This window comes from Halopseudomonas laoshanensis, from assembly GCF_008365385.1.
GTDB lineage: Bacteria > Pseudomonadota > Gammaproteobacteria > Pseudomonadales > Pseudomonadaceae > Halopseudomonas > Halopseudomonas laoshanensis.
Genome location: NZ_QOVF01000002.1, coordinates 385,731 through 405,854 on the forward strand (window position 1 = coordinate 385,731; position 20,124 = coordinate 405,854).

Genomic DNA, 20,124 nt, shown 5'->3' on the forward strand with positions numbered 1-20,124 from the left:
AACCGAGCCACATAGCCCCGGCTGGGAGGTTCAAAACCAGGACCAAGTCGATCTGGCTAGCATTCAACATTAACGCGCGGTGACTAGTATAACCCTTCCAATGCAGATGTCCGAACAGCGACCGCTGCAACAACATGCCAGGAATACCGATCGAACGGCAGCATCAGGAAATAGACTCATGCAGACGGGTATGGACCTCTGCAAGCGACAGACGGGGCACAATTGACGCGGGCAAGCGACTATTCTCGGAGAGATTAAACACCTCGAAACGACCGGGCATGACAATCCTTTCCGCCATCAGACGAAAGCTAGGGAGAATATAATCGTCATAGTCCTTGTCGAGCGTACTGGGCAAGGCGCTGTCGCCCTTTTCATAGAAGCGGCCGAATGAGGGGTTAAGATCGACACCGAGCAAAAAAACTTCACTGAACCCAAGGTGGCAAGCCAATTGCAAGCCCGCCAAGGGGATGGTACGAGAGCCAAAATACCCTTTACTCATGTTGGTACTAAATCCCACTCGATTAGGTTTCGCGTGCAGCAGAGAAAAATAGCTGTGCAAATCCGGGTCATTCCGTATCGACCAGGCAAAGCGTTTATCGGGGATAATTGCTCGGCGATTACGGCGATTTAAGCGTGACATGAGATACAGATGTTTCGCCTCCAGGGAGTGTGGGGCCACTAGGCTTAGCTGTTCATAGCAATCAGCCGTCATCGCTGTACGCTGGGCCTGACTAACGCCCTTAGCAGCGAGTTCAGGCCTCCCTTCGACGAAACTGGGATCATCGCAAAGGTAAAAATAAGGTGTTATCCCATCGGTCTCGCATTTAAGAATCGAACCATTCATCGCGATAACCGGAATGTTCGGAAACTCTTTTAACGGAAACTCCGCTGCCGAAGGGCCCGAAGCGAGAATAAACACCGGACCGCTCTCACTTTGAAAGTTGTGTTCAAACGAGTCAAATACCAAACCAATCGCCTCTAATCTGCTTTACTCGATAACTGCTGGCCTGGCGGACTGACTGGAAGCGTCACTTTTACAGGCTAGCTGTTAATTCGACTGGAAATACTCCGGATGGTTGCAAGCTGCAGACCATCCTCACGCTGCCCATAAATAATACATGATCCACAACTCCCCCGTGCTGACTCTCTGCGCACGAGATCGGCCGCCATGGTGATTCAATCCTGTTGCGCCCATCCCGAAGCAAAGGCTTTTTCGCTCCGACGCTTGATGGTTCCTCTGTTCCGACCAAGCAGGATATACTCGCTTTTTAAGATACCGATATAAAAATGGGATTTTACTCTTGAGCCTTGGAAGTCAGTTTCGGAAGTACAAAACACGTTTTAAAACTCGTCTACAGGGCGAGATGAGGTATTTTTTTTACAAAACCATTTACAAAAATCCAGCCCGTCCTACCAAAGAGCTGTTGATCGATATTGCTGATATCAACATGGTCATTGACGATAGATCACTTGCAAAACAACATCCATCGTATAGAAAAATCTACAAGACAGTTAATACGGTAATAGAGGGTGAGTTTTGGAATCATGCCAAACCTGTCAATGGCAAGAATGTGAAGCTTATTGGGTTCCGCGAACATTTTGTTCTGGGAGTTGAGTGGGAGGAAACCACTCTTTTCAAGCAGTATGAGCAGGAGCTGCAGGAAAAACCCAATGTTCAGGGCTGCCGAGATATGCATGAGCTTATTAGGTTATACGAAGAAAAGTATGATGTTCTATATCACCAGCTGGCATTAGAGGGGATCAAGTCCGCGCGCCATAACGTCGATATAGAGCCAATATATATTTACATACATGGGGATGGACGCTTTGTTTACACATCGGGCGGCAATCATAGACTTAATATGGCAAAGGTGCTGGGCCTGAAAAGTGTTCCCGTATTTGTCCGTGGGCGGCATGTTGAGTGGCAACGAATTCGTGATGAATACCAGACGTTAGGCCTGGCAGCTTTCAAACAGAAATATCCCTCGCTTGCAGAGCATCCCGATCTTCAACCCTAGCCATGAGTCTAATGGAACCTTTCCCTGGCGCCTGATCTCCCTCCCTGGGCTTACTGGAGTTTTTTTCAAAACCGCAGGTTCCACTGGAATTACTCCCGAGGGCGAATGTCATAGGCTATTCTCACTCTTCGCGGAATTACCACATGGACAGCAATCCAACCGCTCTTACCATTAGTACGGTGTTTGATCAGGGCCATATCAAGCTACAAGCCGATTGCTTCGAGATTGACTTCAAGGTGCAAGGGCGTGAGGACTTTACCGGCATCAGCAATACATTTGCACTGTGGATATGCTTACCGATCGCCATGAGCATGAATCGCGATTTGCATATTCTCGGCCAGGTAAGTCCTACCGCGCTGGCAAACGCCAAAAAGCTCATCGAAATCTGGTTTACCTGGCGACCAGGTTTATTTCACTTCATCAATGTAACTGCCGAACATGTTCTGGAGACCACCTACGCTCGACAGGAAGGTGAACTGATGCTCTATTCCGGGGGTGCGGACTCGACTTATGCGCTGCTTACCCACTATGTTCAGCGAGGCATCAAGGTGGCAGCCCTGACCATTCAAGGCATGGACTACGATGCAGAAGATGTAGCTCGTTTCAACGCCCTCTTGGCCAAGACCCGGCCGCTTCGTGATCTGGCGATCAATGAGCATTACACCATTACGTCCAACGCTGCAAAGGTCATGGCTCGCCACGGTATACACGGCGATTGCGGCCACGGATTCCAGTTGTTCAGTTCGCTGTTTCTTTTTGAAGACAGGTATCGCAGCGGCAGTATCGCAGCCGACTGCACAAGGCAGATCGAGATGCTGATCTCCCCTTGGGGTACGAGCTCGCTGACCAACCCGCTGTTTGCCAGCAGCCAGTTTCACATCAACACCCTCGACCTTGACTTGGGGCGTCCGGAAAAGCTGGCCGCGTTAAGCGGCAACGAAATGGCGCTGCGCTGCGTGAGCTTCTGCAAAAAGCGCGAGATCCGCCCAGAGAATTGCGGCGTTTGCTCCAAATGCAGCCGCAGCAAAGCGATGTTTCTTGCAGAAACCGGCAAGATACCCAATATGTTTCTCGATAACAGTTTCAGTGAAGATATGCTTCTGGATATTGATTTGAGCAATAGGGGAGAACGGGGGTCAGCCATGGACCTGCTTAGCTCAGCCGCGCGCAATGGCCGGTTATCGCTCTTTCCCAAGCTCACTGCCCGGCTCTGCGCCAAACCCGCGCGCAAACCCTGGTTAGCGCGTCAAAAAGCCCGGTGGGCAAAGCGAATCAAAAAGCTCAATAAAGGCTGAGCTGGCATCACTGCTTCTGTACCTCTCCGGCTAAACCGGCGATAGCAGCAAACATCCGCCGGGAGGCTGCGAGCGAGCCCGCAAGAAACGCTTCCAGATTTGCCCTTTCCGTCTCGCTATAGAGCAGCGAGGGTAATCTGGAAATACCCTCCGCATAGCTGTCGCAAAGGCGTCCAGATAGCCCCGCCTGTGTTAGCAAACCTTCTATTTTGTGGGTATTGGAGCCGAGAGCCATAAAGGGAGTGCCGGTTATCATGCACAGCGTCACCATGTGGAAACGTCCGGTTACTACGCCCTCGGCAGCGCTGATGGTATTGAGGAACTCCGCGGTGGATTGAACGGAGTACCGCCAACGCAGCCGACCCAACCCCTTGGACGTTGAAGCATCAAGGCGGCCCAGCCGGCTGCTCAACTTGTGGCGCCACATCTTGCTATTGGCCTTCAAGCTCTTGAAAAAGTACCGGCGTTCATTTCCCAGCCGCAAAGGTGGAACAGTACGAATGCTCAGGTAACGAATATCCTTGTCGCCTGGTAGCTGATTTAACGTCTGCCACAACTGTTGCTGAACCGGCTTCATTACGCTGCCGTTGATGATTAGCCCATGACGGGGAGTGCCAGCTATTTCAGGACGAAATGTCAGCGTCAAGTCTGGTACCACTTCAGCCGCAACCCCCGACTGGTCCAGCTCCGCTCTGCTCAGGTGATCCCGAACGTAAATCTGGGAAAAATCACCGGCGAACTCGGTCAACTGCTGATTGTTTTGCCACACCGAGTTGATCAACACGCAGGGTATTCCCAGCTTGCTGCAATGCCGCGCCAAGCGTCCCAGCATCAAGGCTGCCGGCGCATCGTCATGCATCGTGCCTTCGCCATTGACGATACACACGTCAGCGTTGGCTATACGCTCCAGTAAAGACCGGTCTTGAGACCAATCGTGGCGCACGGGTGAAGCAGCAACGATATGAATGCCCGCCTCTGCCGCCAAGGCCCGAATCTGCCTCACAACCAGTTGGCAGCCGTGATGGTCATCATAGGACGTGTCATTGAACAATATTGCCTGCAGCAAGAATCAGCTCCTTGAGAGATGGCTGACGAAGATTTCCGACATCATAGCTCAGTTGGCAAAAAATGATGCCGGCCGACAAGGGTCGGTTCAGGGCAAGTTTACGTCCAGCCACAGCGCCAAGGGGCTGCTGGCTGGCCAATTACGCAGCAAACGTGCACGGTCTACACACCATGCCTTTTGCCATGCGGCGTGACTACCGTGGGCCTGCATGCCATCGAGGTCGATCAGCCAAACCTGTCCGGCGTGCCAAAGCAGATTGGTCGCTTTGAAGTCCCCATGGCTGATGCGCGCACCAGCCAGTTGCCGGAGCAGCGCCAGCAGTGCCTCGCCCTGTTCCTCGGAAGGTTCAGCGTGACCATCATTACCAAACAGCTCGAGCAAATTCTGGCCCGGACAATATTCACAGATCAACCACGCCCGCCGGCGCAGAGGCCCAAAACGGCTCTCGATCATGGCCAGCGGCGCGGGCGTGGCAATGTTCAAAAACCGCAGACGCTGGGCAGCAAGCCAGGAGTGCCAGGCGCGGCTGGGGCGCCAAAAGCGGGTTAACCAGTGACCCATGCCTTTGATGTTGTACCGCTTGATCACCAGTTCATGCTGGTTCGTACTGACCCGGGTGACGCTGCTGCTGCCCCCGTCCTTGAGCGTAGGTACAGCCTTGAAAGCGGCGTCGGGCTGCTCAATCAAGTCATGCAAATCATCAGCTTGCTGCCTCACCACTACAGAAAAACGCCACCAATTACGCCTGACCATGAACTGCGTACAGTCACGTAAAGCCTTGCTAAGCCAATCTGACAGCCGCTCGGTCCTGACCTTGCGGACCTGACTAGCGAGCCGATCCGGATTGATGGCCAACGGGTTGACCTTGAGATAGTCAATCAGCAGCAACTCAACCAGTTGATCCCATTGGGCATCAAGCTGCGCAAAGAAAATCGCCAGATTATCTTCTGCCTGCTCTGACGTCAGCGGCTGGCCAGGGCTTACAGTGTCAATAGCGTCACCGTCGATGACATACAAACGTTCACCCTGCAGCAGGAAGTTGCCCATATGCAGGTCCGTTTGCGCCAAGCCCTGGGCATGCAACTGGCCAATACTCTCCAGCGCCTGACCTAGCAAAGCTATGGCCGTCGGCTCCCCTGGGTATACCTCAGTCAGGCTATCCCACCGTTGCTGCAAGGTGGCGGCATCATCCAGAAATGCCGTGCAAATGAAGTACCCGCCATGGTCCAACGCGCCGGAAGCAATAATGCCTGGCGAGGCGATCTGCACCTGTTGAAGGGATATCAAACCGTCCAGTTCGCGCTGCCAGTGCTTTCTCGCGCGGCTGGAGACAAACACTTTGACCAGCACTTTTTGGCCGTCCAGCATGCCTGAACCAACCAGCCGCCGGCCCGGCACTATGCGTAACCAGCGTTCAACATAAAGTTGACCGGCAGAACTGGCAATTTCAACCGGCACCGGTGGCTCACGCCCGCTTGTTTTCAAACTTTCAATATTGATCAGCATGGGCTCTGCGCCTTGCGCCTGACTCGCGTTCCGATCAGCTCAAGCGAACGGCGCGCCTCGGTGTCCACCCGCGACTTGCCCATATAGGCCAGAAAGAACCTCAGCTTCTGCCCGGGCGTAGCGACATAGCTTTCCCTGAGCAGGCTTTTCAAGTCGCGGATTCTGTCCTGTTGCCCCAGCCACGCAGGCCTGGTTTCGACCAGGTCGATCAACCGGGCACCAGCACCATCCCCATCAAGCTTGAGAAAGATATGCTTGGGATAGAGGTTGTTATGCATTCTGCCGGCATTGTGCAACGCCCTGATCAAGGCAGCAGCGGCCAGGATCAGGTCCTGTCGGTCACGCCAATCGAGATCTCGCCACTGTTCGTACCAATAGGTAAGCGGCTTGTACACATCCAGCGCGCGGGTCAGCAATATTGCCTGCTTGTGGCCATTGATGCGGCGCTGGGCGAAAAACGCCGCTTCCGGCGCGGGAATGCCCAGGTGCGCAAAATGCTGAATGGCTCTGAATTCCCGGGCAAAGGTCGGCTCACCAAGGGGGTGCATCAGGCTGCGCGCCAGTTGCTGGTCCTGACGCTTGAGATAGAAGTTTTGCGGCAACCCGTTGACATCTTCCAGTACCAGCCGGATGACACTTTTCCAGCGCTTTTGATCACGCGAGACTGCCATCTGCTCTGCTTCGCGGTAACGCCACAAATCATCAAAGCTGTCGAGACCATGCCTGGCCAGCACGTCCCGGGCATTGACCGCAATGAAATCGGAACGGCTCATTCTCTACCCCGAAAAAAGGCCAGCACAGCGCGGATACGCTTTTTATCACTGGCGTTCAATTGCTTTCTTTCGCTGTAGTCATGATAAAAGCGTAAACGCTGGGAGCGAGTTAATACTCTACTGCCCAATTTATCCAGACAAGCCAGATCCTTGATAACGCGGTACTCGAGCACCGGTCCCCACCAGAAACTGCCGCTAGGACAATCGATCATGAACACGTCCGGATAGGGTTTCTGATCAACCAGAATGTTGCGCCACTTGAGGTCGTTGTGAGCGAAATTCTGATCGTGCATCATGCGCGTGGCGTGGGCCACCTGCCGTGACACATGATTGACCCACACCCGATCACGAAAACGCGAGTCTGCACTCTTCGCAATGTGCGCCAGATCCGAGGTGTTCGCCAGATCCTGCGTAACCAACGCGCCCCGATGGAAGGCGCCATGTCGGCGCTCCATACCAAAGCCGACCACCGTGACGGACGGGATACCCCAGGCATGAAAATTGAGCAGATTTTCCCACTCTGCCTGTATGCGCGGACGGCCTATGTAGCGGCGCAGATTTTTACCGGCACCGGTATAACGTTTGACGTAATAGAAACGCCCGCCCACCCATACTTTGTGCACACTGCTGATATCGTCCTGGGTAATCTGCTCGCCTTCCAGAGCGAATACCCGGTCCAGATCCGCAAACAGCTGCCCGCTGACGCCAGTCGCATACTCGGGATTCAGCGTCCAACCACTCATGCAGCCTCGTCCCTCGCGTACTTACGCTTAAAGCGCTCTTGCAGCCGCGCCGCTTTCTGCTCCAGCATTCGCAGCAAAGCTGCTTCGCTGGCCAAAATTTCGCGCAAAGGACGATCGAAGTAGGTTCGCAAAAACAGCAGTTTATCGCGGCGGGCCAAACCGATACCCAGTGCTGAAAAGTACAGCCCGGCCAGGTCTTTGTCGCGCCAGCGCCGCGGTACGGAAGGTCTGATCTGGGCACGATGCAAATCGATCAGCGACAAACGGAAATTGTCAGGTGTTGGCGGTTGATCGGTATGCAGCAGAAAATGACAGATGTAGCAGTCGCGGTGGTTCACCCCGGCTAAATGCATGCACCGGGTCATGCTGGCGACTTCCTTGATCAAGGCTCTTTTCAGCGCCGGCGCTGGCGGTGACTCCAGCCAGTCGCGACTGTAATCCTCTAGACTGATGGTCGGCGCCAGCTCCTCGGTAATAATGAACGAGTGCCGGTCAGCTGGATTAACGCCACGCTCGCCAAAAGCTACCGCCGTCATGGTTGGCACTCCCGCTTGTGTCAAAGCGGCAATCGCATCCCACTCCTGATCGGCGCCCAGCACCGGGCGCTTGAGGGTGAGCCAGTTCTTCATGATCTCGGCCCAACCCACCCCGCGGTGAATCTTGACGAAATAGCCTTTACCCGCCACCTCCGTACGCAGCGTGCGCCGGGCTTCCAGTTCGCGGAATACCTCGCCCTGCAACTCCTCTACCGCTTGAAAAGCATCGCGCCCAGCCCACAGGCTGGCGAAGGGCTCTGATAACGTCAGGGTCAAACCGGCTCTCCCATTATGACGGCGGCTGCCTTCTCCGGCAGGCTATACAAATCGGCCGTATCAGCAAACGCCAAGGCATTCTCATGCCAGCGACGCCGGACCTGCTCGTCCTGCAAAATCTGCCTGAGCATTTGGTTTAATTGATCCTGCAGGAAAGGGCTGGGCACCACCCGGCCACAATCGGCTTCTTCAATAAAATGAGCGTAGCCGCATACATCGGTGACCAGCACCGGCAAGCCGGCGACCAGCGCTTCCAGCAGCACGGTGCCGGTATTTTCATTGTAAGCCGGATGAATCAGCAGGTCCGCCCCGAGCAGAAAGCGCGGCACGTCGTCACGGCCCTGAAGAAACTCAACCCGATCACTGATTCCAGCCGCGCGTGCCTGGGCCTGAAAGCTCTTGGCATTGTCCTGGCCAATCACCATCAACCGGGTGCGCTCGCGCAACTCCGGAGGTAGCGCAGCCAGCGCGGCAATCGAGCGGTCCAGGCCCTTGGTCTTGAAACCCGAACCCAGCTGCAGCAGCAGCAAATCGCTAGCTGCCAGACCGAATTCGGCGCGAAAAGCAGCTCGCTGCTCCGCCGCATCAGCGGGCGCGCGGCGGTCGGCAGCGATACCGGGAGGCAATAAATGAAAACGCTCCTCGGGTGTCCTGTAATGCTTCATGAACAGCGGCTTTTGCACCTCAGAGATCATCAGAATCTCGGTTCCGACCGCTGGCGAGAACACCGCCCGCTCGTATTCGGCAAAATGCTTATAGCGTCCCCCTAGGCGATACAACGGGCTGCGCAGGGTCTGGGCCTTGTCTTCAAAGCAAGGGTCCGCGGCGTAGTACACATCCAGGCCAGGCATCTTGTTGAATCCAACCAGACGATCCACCGGCCGACCTGCCAGGTCGTTCTTGACCCAGGCGGTAAACTTCTCGTTGCGTTTGTGGTTGGTCCAGGCCTTTACCGGCACAAGCACCACTTCAAAACCCTGAGGAATATCCCCATCCCAGGCCAGTGTATAAACCCGGATTTTATGCCCATGCTCCTGACAGATCCGCGCGATGCGCAGGAAATCTCGCTGCAAACCGCCGTAAGGAAAGTATTTGTACAAGACAAACGCCAGTTGCATCAGACCACCCTCTCTTCAAGCAGCAAGGACTGCAATTGCACATGGACGCGCTGGGGATTCAGCCGGGTAAAACACAGGGGTTGCTCGCGGCGTAGATCAAACTGACGGGCATCCTCCGGTGTCGGCTGATAGTGACAGGTTTTCTGCAGGCAGGGAGCACAGGGGAAATTACTCGGCATATGCACCTGCGAGGCGCCATAGGCCCCGGTGAGAACCGGATTGGTCGGGCCGAAAAGCGATAACGTCGGCACATCCAGAGCCGCGGCAAGGTGTCCGAGGCCAGTATCCACCGCCACACACGCTGACGCCCCGGCGACCATTCGTGCCATGCCTGCCAGAGACAGTTTCGGCAACACCTGCACCCTGTCCAACCCATCGGCAATACGCTCGGCCCGGGCTTTCTCCACAGGGTTACCCCAGGGCAATCGTACATAGAGTCCATCCGCGACGGCCAACTCGGCCAATTTTCGCCAATAGATTTCCGGCCAGTGCTTGCTCTTCCAGGTCGTACCATGAAAAAACAGCAGATAAGGCTGATCGGTGATCTCGCCAGCCAGATACGCGCGATTAAGCCCATAATCGCCAACACCCTCAGCCAATCGATAGCCTAACGCCTGGGCAAACAATTGCCGCACCCGTTCCACTGCGTGCTGCCCCCAGGGCACATCGCAGCTCTGATCATAAAAGCGACTGGCCAATGGCTCACGCGCCGAGGTTTTGTCCAGCCCGACTACCGGGCCCTTGGCGTAACGCGTCAACCAGGCGCTTTTCAGCAGACCTTGGGCGTCAATGATTAGATCGTAGCGGGTGTTACTCAGGCGCTTTTTAAACCGCGCCCACTCGCCATTGCGCCAAGTCTGCAGCGGGTGTTTGCGCCAGCGACGGATCGCCACGGGTATGACTTCGGCTACAGCGGGGTGCCAGGCAGGAATCTCGGCGAATCCCTCTTCCACCACCCAGTCAAACTGAATGCCGGGAATGGCCCTGCGCGCATCAGTCAGGGCTGGCAGGGTATGAATGACATCGCCCATGGACGATGTCTTGATCAGCAGGACGCGCATGCTCAGAGTACCTGCGGATCGGCAAGCGGTTCGCCAACCAGACGATCCAGTGCGTCGATGACCATCTGCGGTCGCAGGTCACGCAAGCAGTTGTAGTGGCCGAAACGGCAGGTACGGTCAAAACAGGGGCTGCATTCCAGACCCAAGCGCACGATTTCGACCTGGCTTGCCAGCGGTGGCGTGAACGCCGGGGAGGTCGAGCCATACACCGCCACCAAGGGCCGGTCCAGCGCGGCAGCGACGTGCATCAAGCCCGAGTCATTACTGACCACCGCACCCGCGCAGGAGAGCAGATCAATCGCTTCGGCCAGAGTGGTCTCACCGGACAGATTCACCGATTCTTCCCGCAGGCCAGGAATCAGTTGCTGACGAATATCCTCACCACCTGGATGATCTTTTTTGGAGCCAAACAACCACACCTGCCAACCCTGACGAATCTTCTGATCCGCGACTTTGGCGTAGTGTTCGGCAGGCCATCGCTTTGATTCGCCAAACTCGGCGCCGGGGCAAAGCGCCAATACCGGACGGTCAAGTTCCAGGCCGAATCGCGCCAGCGCCGCATCGCGGGTGCCAGGATCGATTTGCAAACCCGGCCGCGGATAGGGCTGTTGCAGCTGATGACCGGGCTCATAGGCCAGCGCCATAAAGCGCTCGATCATCAGCGGCAGGCGCTCTTTATCCAATACGCGCAGGTCGTTGAGCAGCCCGTAACGCATCTCTCCGCGCCAGCCAGTGCGCAAAGGGATATCGGCAAAGTAGGGAACCAGAGCAGACTTCAAGGAGTTGGGTAGCAAAATAGCCTGATCATAGCGACCGGTCAGACTCTTGCCGATCCGCCGACGCACGGCAATATCCAGAACGCCGTGCCCCAACGGAAAACTTAGCGCCTGGCGCACCTCGGGCATGCGCTCAAGAATTGGCCGGCTCCAGTCCGGTGCCAGTACATCTATCTGACATTCCGCGCCATGGCGCTGCTTCAGGCAGGCGAACAGCGTCTGCGCCATCACCATGTCGCCAACCCAACTGGGACCTACAATCAGAATATTCATAAGGGCAGCTTCAAGCCACAAGCGTCAAGCTGCAAGTCGAAAAGCAGTTCCTGACTGCTCGCCGCTTGCAGCTTGTCGCCTGCCACTTATTTAACCAGCGTGCGCCATTCGGCATGTGCGCCGCTCTGACCGGTGACCAGGTCAAAATAGGCTTTCTGCAATTTCTCGGTGACAGGGCCGCGGCGGCCTTCACCGATCTGGCGGTTGTCCAGTTCACGGATCGGCGTCACTTCGGCGGCGGTGCCGGTGAAGAAGGCTTCGTCGGCAATATAGACTTCGTCACGCGTCAGGCGCTTCTCGACGATCGGAATATTGAATTCCGCCGCCAATGCCAACACCGTGCCACGGGTAATACCGTTCAGGCAGGCAGTCACTTCGGGGGTATAGATCACGCCATTCTTGACGATAAACACGTTCTCGCCCGAACCTTCGGCCACATAGCCTTCCGGATCCAGAAGCAAGGCCTCATCGGCACCAGCGGAAACCGCTTCCTGCAATGCCAGCATGGAGTTCATGTAAGCGCCGCTGGCCTTGGCCCGGGTCATGGTGATGTTGACGTGGTGACGGGTAAAGGAGCTGGTGCGGATCTTGATGCCACGCTCCAGTGCTTCTTCGCCCATATAGGCACCCCAGTGCCAGGCAGCAATGGCCACATGTACTTTGAGGTTGTCGGCACGAATACCCATACCTTCGGAACCGTAGAACACCAGCGGACGAATGTAGGCTGTTTCAAGATTGTTCTGGGCTACGACGGCGCGCTGCGCTTCGTTGAGTTGTTCCTTGGTAAAGGGAATCTTCATGCCCATGATATGCGCCGAGTCGAACAGACGGTCGGTATGCGCATCCAGACGGAAGATCGCCGTGCCGTCGGGAGTATTGTAGGCTCGCACACCTTCAAACACGGCCATGCCGTAGTGCAGGGAATGCGTCAGCACGTGCACATTGGCATCACGCCACGGCAGCATTTCACCATCAAACCAGATAACACCATCACGATCGGCCATCGACATTGCAGCCCGCTCCATCTAATTGGTTGTTCTTAACTCGATTATGTCCGGCCCGGACCTGTGCTGTCGCCGCACCCGGGAAACGCCCGGGCATGGCGTGTCATTCCGGCAGCCACTGCTGCCACAGACTGATGACGCCACGACGGAAATCTTGAAACTGGTCGCCACTCACTTTGCCCGGCTGCTTCTGCAGTGCCAGGCGATGGGCTGCGGCGCGGTAGGCTTTGTAAGCCTCCTGCAAACGCTGCACGTCTTCGCCGGAGATCAATCCGGCATCACGCAGCCCGTCTAGAATTCTGATGTTATCGGTATAACGCAGTAACTCGGGGTACCGGCACGACCAGGCCAGAACGGCATATTGCACCATAAATTCGATATCAACGATACCTCCGGCGTCCTGCTTCAGATCAAACAACGCCTCTGCCGTGAACGCAGACGGATCAGAACCAGCCCGCGTGGCCTTGGTACCCAGGTTGTCGCGCATTTTCTGACGCATGCCGCCCACGTCCTCGCGCAACTTGGCTTCATCCCGCTGGCGGCTCAACACCTCCATCCGCAAGTCCTGGAAACGATGACTCAAGCGCTTGCAGCCGGCCAATACACGCGCGCGTACCAGCGCCTGATGCTCCCAGGTCCAGGCCTCTTCACGCTGATAGCGGGCGAAGGACTGCAGCGAGCTGACCAGCAACCCGGACTCACCGGAAGGGCGCAGGCGCATATCAACGTCATACAGCGCTCCGGACGTGGTCTGGGTGTTGAGCATATGAATAATGCGTTGTCCCAGGCGAGTGAAAAACCGGCTGCCTTCTATTGGCTTGGCACCGTCTGTTTCCGCATCCGCATCACCATCGTGAATAAACACCAGGTCCAGGTCGGAGCCGTGACCAAGTTCTATACCCCCGACCTTGCCATAGCCGAGAATGACAAAGTCCATTTCACACAAACTGCCATCAGCACGCTTGGGGAAGCCATGGCGCTGGGTCATTTCCCTCCAGGCCAGTTGCAAGACCTGTTGGAGAATAGCTTCGGCAATCCAGGTCAGATAATCGCTGACCTTCATCAACGGCAAAGTGCCGGCAATCTCGGAGGCGGCGACGCGCAGCACGTGGGCACGGCGAAAATAGCGCAGCACTTCCATCTGCTGCTCCAGGTCATCTTCGGCGATACGCATCAGTTGCTGACGCAATTCGTCAACCAGCTCGTCCGTCTCCGGCGGACGGTAAAGCCGCCCGGCGTTCAGCAGCTCATCGAGCACCACCGGATAGCGGGTGATCTGCTCGGCGATCCATGGGCTGGCTGAACACAGCACCAATAACTCACGCAACGCACTGGGGTTTTCTGTCAGCAATAGCAGATAGGCTGAGCGTCGCGCCACCGCCTCTACCAGCGGCATGACCCGTTCCAGCGCCAGGTCTGCATCGTCCTGTTCTGTCGCCATGCCCAGCAGACGCGGCATGAACACATCCAGCCGCTCTCGCCCCAAACGCTGCATGGAGCGAACCCGACCGGATTCCTGCAAGCCCTGCAGCAACCGCAACGCTTCCTCAGGCTTTTTGAATCCACCCTCACTGAGCTGTTCTATGCGCTGCTGCGCATCCAGCGACCCTTCCCAGACCGGCATCCATTCCGAATGCAGCGGCAGCTCTTCGTCATGCTCATCATCTGGGTCGGCTATCACGTCGGCAAAATGCCGCGCGATCCGCGCACGCTGGCTATGCAGTGCTTGCCGGAAGGCATCCCAATGATCAAAGCCCATGATGTAGGCAATACGCTGTTGGCTCTGTGCGTCGGTGGGTAGCATCTGGGTCTGCCGATCATCCAGCGCCTGCAGCGCATGTTCGGTGTCGCGCAGGAACAGGTACGCGCCTTTCAGCTCATCCACGGCCTCATCCGGCAGATAGCTGTTGGTGGCCAGCATGTCCAGTACTGACAGAATTGGCCGCTGCTGCAAGCTGCGGTCTCGCCCGCCATGGATCAGTTGAAATGCCTGGCCGATAAACTCGACCTCACGAATACCGCCCGACCCCAGCTTGACGTTGTCTTGCAGGCCCTTGCGCTGTACTTCCCGCTGGATCATCAGTTTGAGACTGCGCAGCGCCTCAATCGCGGCGAAATCCAGATAACGGCGATAAACGAACGGCTTGAGCATCGCCAGCAGTTCGGCGCCCGCGGCCTGATCGCCAGCCACCACGCGGGCCTTGATCATGGCATAGCGCTCCCAATCGCGTCCCTGGCTCTGGTAGTACTGCTCCAGCGCATCAAAGCTGAACACCAGCGCCCCGCTATCACCGTATGGGCGCAGGCGCATGTCGACACGAAAGACAAAGCCATCGACGGTAATCGCATCCAGCGCCTTGATCAGGCGTTGGCCGAGGCGGATAAAAAACTCCTGGTTCGATAAGCTGCGCCGACCACCCTGGGTTTCGCCTGCCTCGGGGTAGGCGAAGATCAGGTCAATATCAGATGACAGATTCAATTCCTGAGCACCCAGCTTACCCATGCCCAGTACTACCATATGCTGTGCCTGACCGTCCGCCCCGGACGGCGTGCCCAGCGTCGCGCAGGCCTGGGTATACAACCATTGATAGGCCAGTTCGATACAGCTGTCAGCCATGTCCGACAGATCGCGGGTAGTCTCGGCGGTGGCCGCCATGCGCGTCACATCGCGCCAGATAATCCGCACCTGTTGCTGCTGACGAAACCGCCGCAATGCTTGCGCAAGCTGTTCCTCATCCTCAACCGCGGCCAGGACTGCACTCAGCATACGACTCATGTCGCCTTTCTCCAGGGTGCGCCATAGCAGATCATCGTCCACCAGGCGCCAAGCCATGTGTGGATCCCGGCGAAGCTGTTCGGCGACAAAATCACTGCCGGCGAGAACCGAATCGAGGCTACTGAGAAACTGCTCGCCCAACTCGGGCACCCGGCTAGCCAGATCGGCATGGGCGACGGCAGCCTGCCACTGGTCTCGATGGTGTTGCACCATAGACTGCAGGGACTCGGGCAATGGCAGAGGCGGAGAAAAAGGCATGGTCTATCCTGTAGGGATTGCAATGCCGCAGCTTGCCACGCCTGAGACCTGCGTAAAAGTCCACAAGGCAAGAACATGCTGGCGAATATGTAGCATAACTACATAAATCTTTACAAAAGGATGGATTAAACCTATTTTTTGTAGCTAAACTACAAGAACCGCATTTCACACCCCATTCGTTGTCACAGGCTATCAAGTCCCGCACAGCGAATTAGGCCCACAAGGTCTGGAGAACTGACGCATGAAGCAAAACGATATCGATCCACTGCAAACGCAGGAATGGCTGGATTCGCTGGAATCCGTACTGGACAACGAAGGTGAGGACCGCGCGCATTATTTGATGACGCGCCTGGGCGAGCTGGCAAGCCGCAGTGGCACACCACTGCCCTACGCGATCACCACACCCTACCGCAACACCATCCCGGTTACCCACGAATCCCGTATGCCCGGCGACCTCTTTATGGAGCGGCGGATTCGCTCGATGGTGCGCTGGAATGCTCTGGCGATGGTCATGCGCACCAACCAGCAGGATCCGGACCTGGGCGGCCATATCTCCACCTTCGCTTCCAGCGCTACTTTGTACGATATCGGTTTCAACTACTTCTTCAAGGCGCCAACCGAAGAGCACGGCGGCGATCTGGTATTTTTCCAGGGTCATGCCTCTCCCGGCATTTACGCCCGCGCCTTCCTCGAAGGCCGCATCAGTGAAGACCAGCTCGACAACTTCCGTCAGGAAACTGGTGGCGAAGGTTTGTCGTCCTATCCCCACCCCTGGCTGATGCCCGATTTCTGGCAGTTCCCGACGGTATCCATGGGTCTGGGCCCGATCCAGGCTATCTACCAGGCGCGCTTTATGAAGTACCTGGAGCATCGTGGCTTTATCGAGCCCGGCAAGCAGAAGGTCTGGTGCTTTGTCGGTGACGGCGAGACAGATGAACCCGAATCTCTGGGCGCCATTTCCCTGGCCGGTCGCGAGAAGCTCGACAACCTGATCTTCGTCATCAACTGCAACCTGCAGCGTCTGGACGGGCCGGTACGCGGCAACGGCAAAATCATTCAGGAATTGGAAGGCAGCTTCCGCGGCGCCGACTGGAATGTGATCAAGGTGATCTGGGGCCGCATGTGGGATCCGCTGTTTGCCCAGGACCACGACGGCCTGCTGCAGCAACGCATGGAAGAAGCCATCGACGGCGACTACCAGAACTACAAGGCCAACGACGGCGCCTATGTGCGCGAGCACTTCTTTGGCACCCGCCCGGAACTCAAGGAGATGGTCAAGGATCTCTCCGACGAGGAAATCTGGAAGCTCAACCGTGGCGGCCACGACCCCTACAAGGTGTATGCGGCCTATCACGAGGCGGTCAATCACAAGGACCAGCCCACCGTTATTCTGGCCAAGACCATCAAGGGCTATGGCACCGGCACCGGTCAAGGGCAGAACACCGCGCACAACACCAAGAAAGTCGATATCGAGAGCCTGAAGAAATTCCGCGATCGCTTCGATATTCCGGTCAACGATAAAGACCTGGAGAAGCTACCCTTCTTCAAGCCTGAAGAAGGCAGTGCCGAATACAAGTACCTGCATTCGCGCCGGGAAAAGCTCGGCGGCTACATGCCCCAGCGCCGCACCGAAAGCTTCAAGGTGCCGGTGCCACCGCTGGACACGCTCAAGGCCATTCTTGATGGCAGCGGCGACCGCGAGATTTCCACCACCATGGCCTTTGTGCGGATCATCTCGCAGTTGGTCAAGGACAAGGAACTCGGCTCACGCATCGTGCCCATCGTGCCCGACGAGGCGCGTACCTTTGGTATGGAAGGCATGTTCCGCCAGCTCGGCATTTACTCCTCGGTCGGCCAGTTGTACGAGCCCGTGGATAAAGATCAGGTGATGTTCTACCGCGAGGACAAGAAAGGTCAGATCCTCGAGGAAGGCATCAACGAAGCCGGCGCCATGTCCAGCTGGATCGCCGCCGCAACGGCCTATAGCACCTATAACCAACCCATGCTGCCGTTCTACATATTCTATTCGATGTTCGGTTTCCAGCGTATCGGCGATCTGGCCTGGGCCGCTGGCGATAGCCGCGCCAAGGGCTTCCTGATCGGCGGCACGGCAGGACGCACCACGTTAAACGGTGAAGGTCTGCAGCACGAGGACGGCCACAGCCATATTCTTGCCTCGACCATTCCCAACTGCCGCAGCTATGACCCGACTTATGGCTACGAGCTGGCGGTGATCATCCGCGAAGGTGCACGGCGGATGATGGAAGAGCAGGAAAACGTTTACTACTACCTGACCGTAATGAACGAAGCCTATGTGCAGCCACCCATGCCCAAGGGCAAGGACGTGGAAGAAGGCATCATGCGCGGTATGTACTTGCTCGAAGGCGCCAGCAAGCCTGGCAAGCTGCACGTTCAGTTGATGGGCAGCGGAACGATTTTGCGTGAAGTGCGCGAAGCCGCGAAGATCCTCAAGGAGGACTTCGATGTGACCTCCGACATCTGGAGCGTCACCAGCTTCAACGAGCTACGCCGCGACGGCCTGGATGTAGAGCGCTGGAACCGTCTGCACCCGACCAAGAAGCCGCGTCAGAGCTTTGTTGAACAGAGTCTGGCCAAGCACACAGGTCCGGTAATCGCCTCGACCGATTATATGAAGCTGTTTGCCGAGCAGATTCGTCAGTGGGTACCGGGTAACTTCAAGGTGCTGGGCACCGATGGATTTGGTCGCAGCGACAGCCGCCGCAAACTGCGCCACTTCTTTGAAGTGGACCGCTACTGGGTAGCCTACTCCGCGCTGTCCGCGCTGGTGGAATCCGGCGATCTGAAACCCAAGGTATTGACCGACGCGCTCAAGACCTTTGGTATTGATCCCGAGAAAACCAACCCACTGGATTGCTGAGGAGCACGGTATGAGTGAACTGATCAAAGTACCCGGCATCGGCGACGGTGAAGGCGAAGTTATCGAGATACTGGTCAAGGTCGGCGACAAGGTCGAGGCAGAACAGAGCCTGGTGACCCTGGAATCCGACAAGGCCAGCATGGAAATCCCCTGCCCCAAGGCCGGTACCATCAAGTCGATCAAAGTCAAGATGGGCGATACCCTGAAGGAAGGCGATGACCTGATCGAGCTGGAATCAGAAAGCGGCGACGCCGGCGAAGAGAAAGACGAGAAAGCCGGAAAGGACGAAAAGAAAGAACCCGCTGAGAAGACGGAAGCGTCAGAAGACGACAAGGACGACAAGCCTGCTGAAAAAGCCAGCGAAGGCAAGCAAGCCGCCAGCGACAAGAAGGCCTCTGGCAGTTCCGTTCAACCGGTCAAGATCCCGGACCTGGGCTCGGACAGCAAGGCCAAGGTCATCGAGATCCTGGTCAAGAAAGGCGATACCGTCGAAGTTGACCAGTCGCTGATCGTGCTGGAGTCCGACAAGGCCAGCATGGAGATTCCCTCCCCTGTCGCGGGCACTGTCGAGTCGGTCGAGATCAAGCTGGAACAGGACGCCGGCACTGGCGATCTGATCCTGCACATGAAGGTTGAAGGCGAAGAGGAGCAAGCTGCTGCCGAGCCAGCGCAGGATGACAAGCCCGCATCCGAGGCCAAGGCCGACAAGCAGCCCGAAGCCAAGCAGGACAAGAGTGCCGACAGCAAGCCTGCCGAACAGGACGAAGCGCCTGCCCCCGTCGGCGGCCCCAGCCGCGATGGCACCAAGGTGCATGCCGGCCCGGCCGTACGCCTGCTCGCCCGCGAGATGGGTGTGGATCTGGCCGAAGTGAAATCCAGCGGCCCGCGCGACCGGATTCTCAAGGAAGATGTACAGAATCACGTCAAATCGGTAATGAAGCAGGGCAAGACTGCACCCGCTACTGCTGGCGGATCAGGCATACCCGCCGTGCCGGAAATCGATTTCAGCCGCTTTGGCGAAATCGAAGTCAAGGATATGACCCGATTGCAGCAGATCGGCGCCGCCAATATTCACCGCAGCTGGTTGAATGTGCCGCACGTGACGCAGTTTGATCTGGCTGACATCAGCGAACTGGAAACCTTCCGCAAGGACCAGAAAGCCGTGGCGGAAAAGGCTGGTGTCAAGCTGACCATCCTGCCCTTCCTGCTCAAGGCCTGTGCTCACCTGCTGCGTGAACAGGCCAACTTCAACGTCGCGCTGGCGCCCAATGGCAAGCAACTGATCCACAAGAACTACGTGCATATCGGTTTTGCCGTGGACACACCGGACGGTCTGATGGTCCCGGTGATCCGCGACGTCGACAAGAAGAGCCTGTTGCAACTGGCTGGCGAAGCCGCCGAACTGGCAGAGAAAGCACGCACCAAGAAACTCGGTGCCGATGGCATGCAGGGCGCCTGCTTTACCATCTCCAGCCTCGGCCATATTGGCGGTACTTACTTCACGCCGATCGTGAATGCACCGGAAGTAGCTATCCTGGGCGTGTCCAAGGCGACTATGCAGCCAGTATGGGACGGTAGCGCGTTCCAGCCGAAGCTGATGCTGCCGCTGTCACTGTCCTACGACCACCGCGCCATCAACGGCGCTGCGGCCGCGCAGTTCACCAAGAGGCTTGGGGAACTGCTGGGCGATATCCGCTCGATGTTGTTGTAACTCTCTCACAGCAAACAGCGCCGACCTGCGGCGCT

Annotated in this window: 15 protein-coding genes; 4 read left to right on the plus strand and 11 right to left on the minus strand. The window is 56.8% G+C overall.

What is annotated here, in order from left to right; all coding sequences use genetic code 11:
- Window positions 1-163: 163 nt before the first annotated feature.
- Window positions 164-967, minus strand: a complete 804-nt coding sequence (locus DT594_RS08380; RefSeq protein ID WP_149332266.1) for a lipopolysaccharide core biosynthesis protein — start codon at window positions 965-967, stop codon at window positions 164-166.
- Between the two features lie 334 nt (window positions 968-1,301).
- Here DT594_RS08380 and DT594_RS08385 point away from each other — a divergent pair, with 334 nt between their 5' ends.
- Together DT594_RS08385 and DT594_RS08390 are read left to right on the plus strand one after the other, a co-directional pair.
- A complete protein-coding gene (locus DT594_RS08385; RefSeq protein ID WP_149332267.1) occupies window positions 1,302-2,018 on the plus strand; it encodes a hypothetical protein in 717 nt (238 codons plus the stop codon).
- Window positions 2,019-2,254: 236 nt separating this feature from the next.
- Window positions 2,255-3,313 (plus strand): hypothetical protein, encoded by a 1,059-nt coding sequence (locus DT594_RS08390; protein WP_178091486.1) that lies wholly within the window; start codon window positions 2,255-2,257, stop codon window positions 3,311-3,313.
- Window positions 3,314-3,320: 7 nt separating this feature from the next.
- On the opposite strand, the gene DT594_RS08395 is transcribed toward DT594_RS08390, so the two are convergent.
- From DT594_RS08395 to glnE, 10 genes are all read right to left on the minus strand, one after another.
- Window positions 3,321-4,379, minus strand: coding sequence for a polysaccharide pyruvyl transferase family protein (locus tag DT594_RS08395; protein WP_149332269.1), 1,059 nt, complete (start codon window positions 4,377-4,379; stop codon window positions 3,321-3,323).
- An 87-nt stretch (window positions 4,380-4,466) separates the two neighbouring features.
- Window positions 4,467-5,885 (minus strand): lipopolysaccharide kinase InaA family protein, encoded by a 1,419-nt coding sequence (locus DT594_RS08400; protein WP_149332270.1) that lies wholly within the window; start codon window positions 5,883-5,885, stop codon window positions 4,467-4,469.
- Entirely contained in the window at window positions 5,879-6,658 is a 780-nt protein-coding gene (locus tag DT594_RS08405) for a lipopolysaccharide kinase InaA family protein (RefSeq protein ID WP_149332271.1), read from the minus strand. Before DT594_RS08405 ends, DT594_RS08400 begins: the two co-directional genes overlap by 7 nt.
- Window positions 6,655-7,401, minus strand: a complete 747-nt coding sequence (locus DT594_RS08410; RefSeq protein WP_149332272.1) for a lipopolysaccharide kinase InaA family protein — start codon at window positions 7,399-7,401, stop codon at window positions 6,655-6,657. The genes DT594_RS08405 and DT594_RS08410 overlap by 4 nt, the downstream gene beginning before the upstream one ends.
- Entirely contained in the window at window positions 7,398-8,213 is an 816-nt protein-coding gene (gene rfaP, locus DT594_RS08415; RefSeq protein ID WP_149332273.1) for a lipopolysaccharide core heptose(I) kinase RfaP, read from the minus strand. The genes DT594_RS08410 and rfaP overlap by 4 nt, the downstream gene beginning before the upstream one ends.
- A complete protein-coding gene (locus DT594_RS08420; protein ID WP_149332274.1) occupies window positions 8,210-9,331 on the minus strand; it encodes a glycosyltransferase family 4 protein in 1,122 nt (373 codons plus the stop codon). The genes rfaP and DT594_RS08420 overlap by 4 nt, the downstream gene beginning before the upstream one ends.
- Complete coding sequence (gene waaC, locus DT594_RS08425; protein ID WP_149332275.1) at window positions 9,331-10,392, minus strand: lipopolysaccharide heptosyltransferase I; 1,062 nt, start codon at window positions 10,390-10,392, stop codon at window positions 9,331-9,333. The genes DT594_RS08420 and waaC overlap by 1 nt, the downstream gene beginning before the upstream one ends.
- Window positions 10,393-10,394: 2 nt before the next feature.
- Window positions 10,395-11,441: a lipopolysaccharide heptosyltransferase II gene (waaF, locus tag DT594_RS08430; RefSeq protein WP_149332276.1), complete on the minus strand. Its 1,047-nt coding sequence runs from the start codon at window positions 11,439-11,441 to the stop codon at window positions 10,395-10,397.
- 86 nt (window positions 11,442-11,527) lie between these two features.
- A complete protein-coding gene (locus tag DT594_RS08435; protein ID WP_149332277.1) occupies window positions 11,528-12,451 on the minus strand; it encodes a branched-chain amino acid transaminase in 924 nt (307 codons plus the stop codon).
- Window positions 12,452-12,548: 97 nt separating this feature from the next.
- Window positions 12,549-15,479: a bifunctional [glutamate--ammonia ligase]-adenylyl-L-tyrosine phosphorylase/[glutamate--ammonia-ligase] adenylyltransferase gene (gene glnE, locus DT594_RS08440; protein ID WP_149332278.1), complete on the minus strand. Its 2,931-nt coding sequence runs from the start codon at window positions 15,477-15,479 to the stop codon at window positions 12,549-12,551.
- 241 nt (window positions 15,480-15,720) lie between these two features.
- Between glnE and aceE the strand changes: the two genes are divergently transcribed.
- Both aceE and aceF read left to right on the plus strand, forming a co-directional pair.
- Window positions 15,721-18,378, plus strand: a complete 2,658-nt coding sequence (aceE, locus tag DT594_RS08445; protein WP_149332279.1) for a pyruvate dehydrogenase (acetyl-transferring), homodimeric type — start codon at window positions 15,721-15,723, stop codon at window positions 18,376-18,378.
- A 10-nt stretch (window positions 18,379-18,388) separates the two neighbouring features.
- Window positions 18,389-20,089 carry a dihydrolipoyllysine-residue acetyltransferase gene (gene aceF / locus DT594_RS08450; protein ID WP_149332280.1) on the plus strand — a complete coding sequence of 567 codons (1,701 nt, stop codon included), beginning with the start codon at window positions 18,389-18,391 and terminating at the stop codon, window positions 20,087-20,089.
- The last annotated feature ends 35 nt before the right edge of the window (window positions 20,090-20,124 follow it).

Coding starts and splice junctions, on each gene's coding strand:
- DT594_RS08400 (WP_149332270.1), bottom strand. CDS start 5,885: ATGCTGATCAATATTGAAAGTTTGAAAACAAGCGGGCGTGAGCCACCG.
- DT594_RS08405 (WP_149332271.1), bottom strand. CDS start 6,658: ATGAGCCGTTCCGATTTCATTGCGGTCAATGCCCGGGACGTGCTGGCC.
- DT594_RS08410 (WP_149332272.1), bottom strand. CDS start 7,401: ATGAGTGGTTGGACGCTGAATCCCGAGTATGCGACTGGCGTCAGCGGG.
- DT594_RS08420 (WP_149332274.1), bottom strand. CDS start 9,331: ATGCAACTGGCGTTTGTCTTGTACAAATACTTTCCTTACGGCGGTTTG.
- waaC (WP_149332275.1), bottom strand. CDS start 10,392: ATGCGCGTCCTGCTGATCAAGACATCGTCCATGGGCGATGTCATTCAT.
- waaF (WP_149332276.1), bottom strand. CDS start 11,441: ATGAATATTCTGATTGTAGGTCCCAGTTGGGTTGGCGACATGGTGATG.
- DT594_RS08435 (WP_149332277.1), bottom strand. CDS start 12,451: ATGTCGATGGCCGATCGTGATGGTGTTATCTGGTTTGATGGTGAAATG.
- glnE (WP_149332278.1), bottom strand. CDS start 15,479: ATGCCTTTTTCTCCGCCTCTGCCATTGCCCGAGTCCCTGCAGTCTATG.
- aceE (WP_149332279.1), top strand. CDS start 15,721: ATGAAGCAAAACGATATCGATCCACTGCAAACGCAGGAATGGCTGGAT.
- aceF (WP_149332280.1), top strand. CDS start 18,389: ATGAGTGAACTGATCAAAGTACCCGGCATCGGCGACGGTGAAGGCGAA.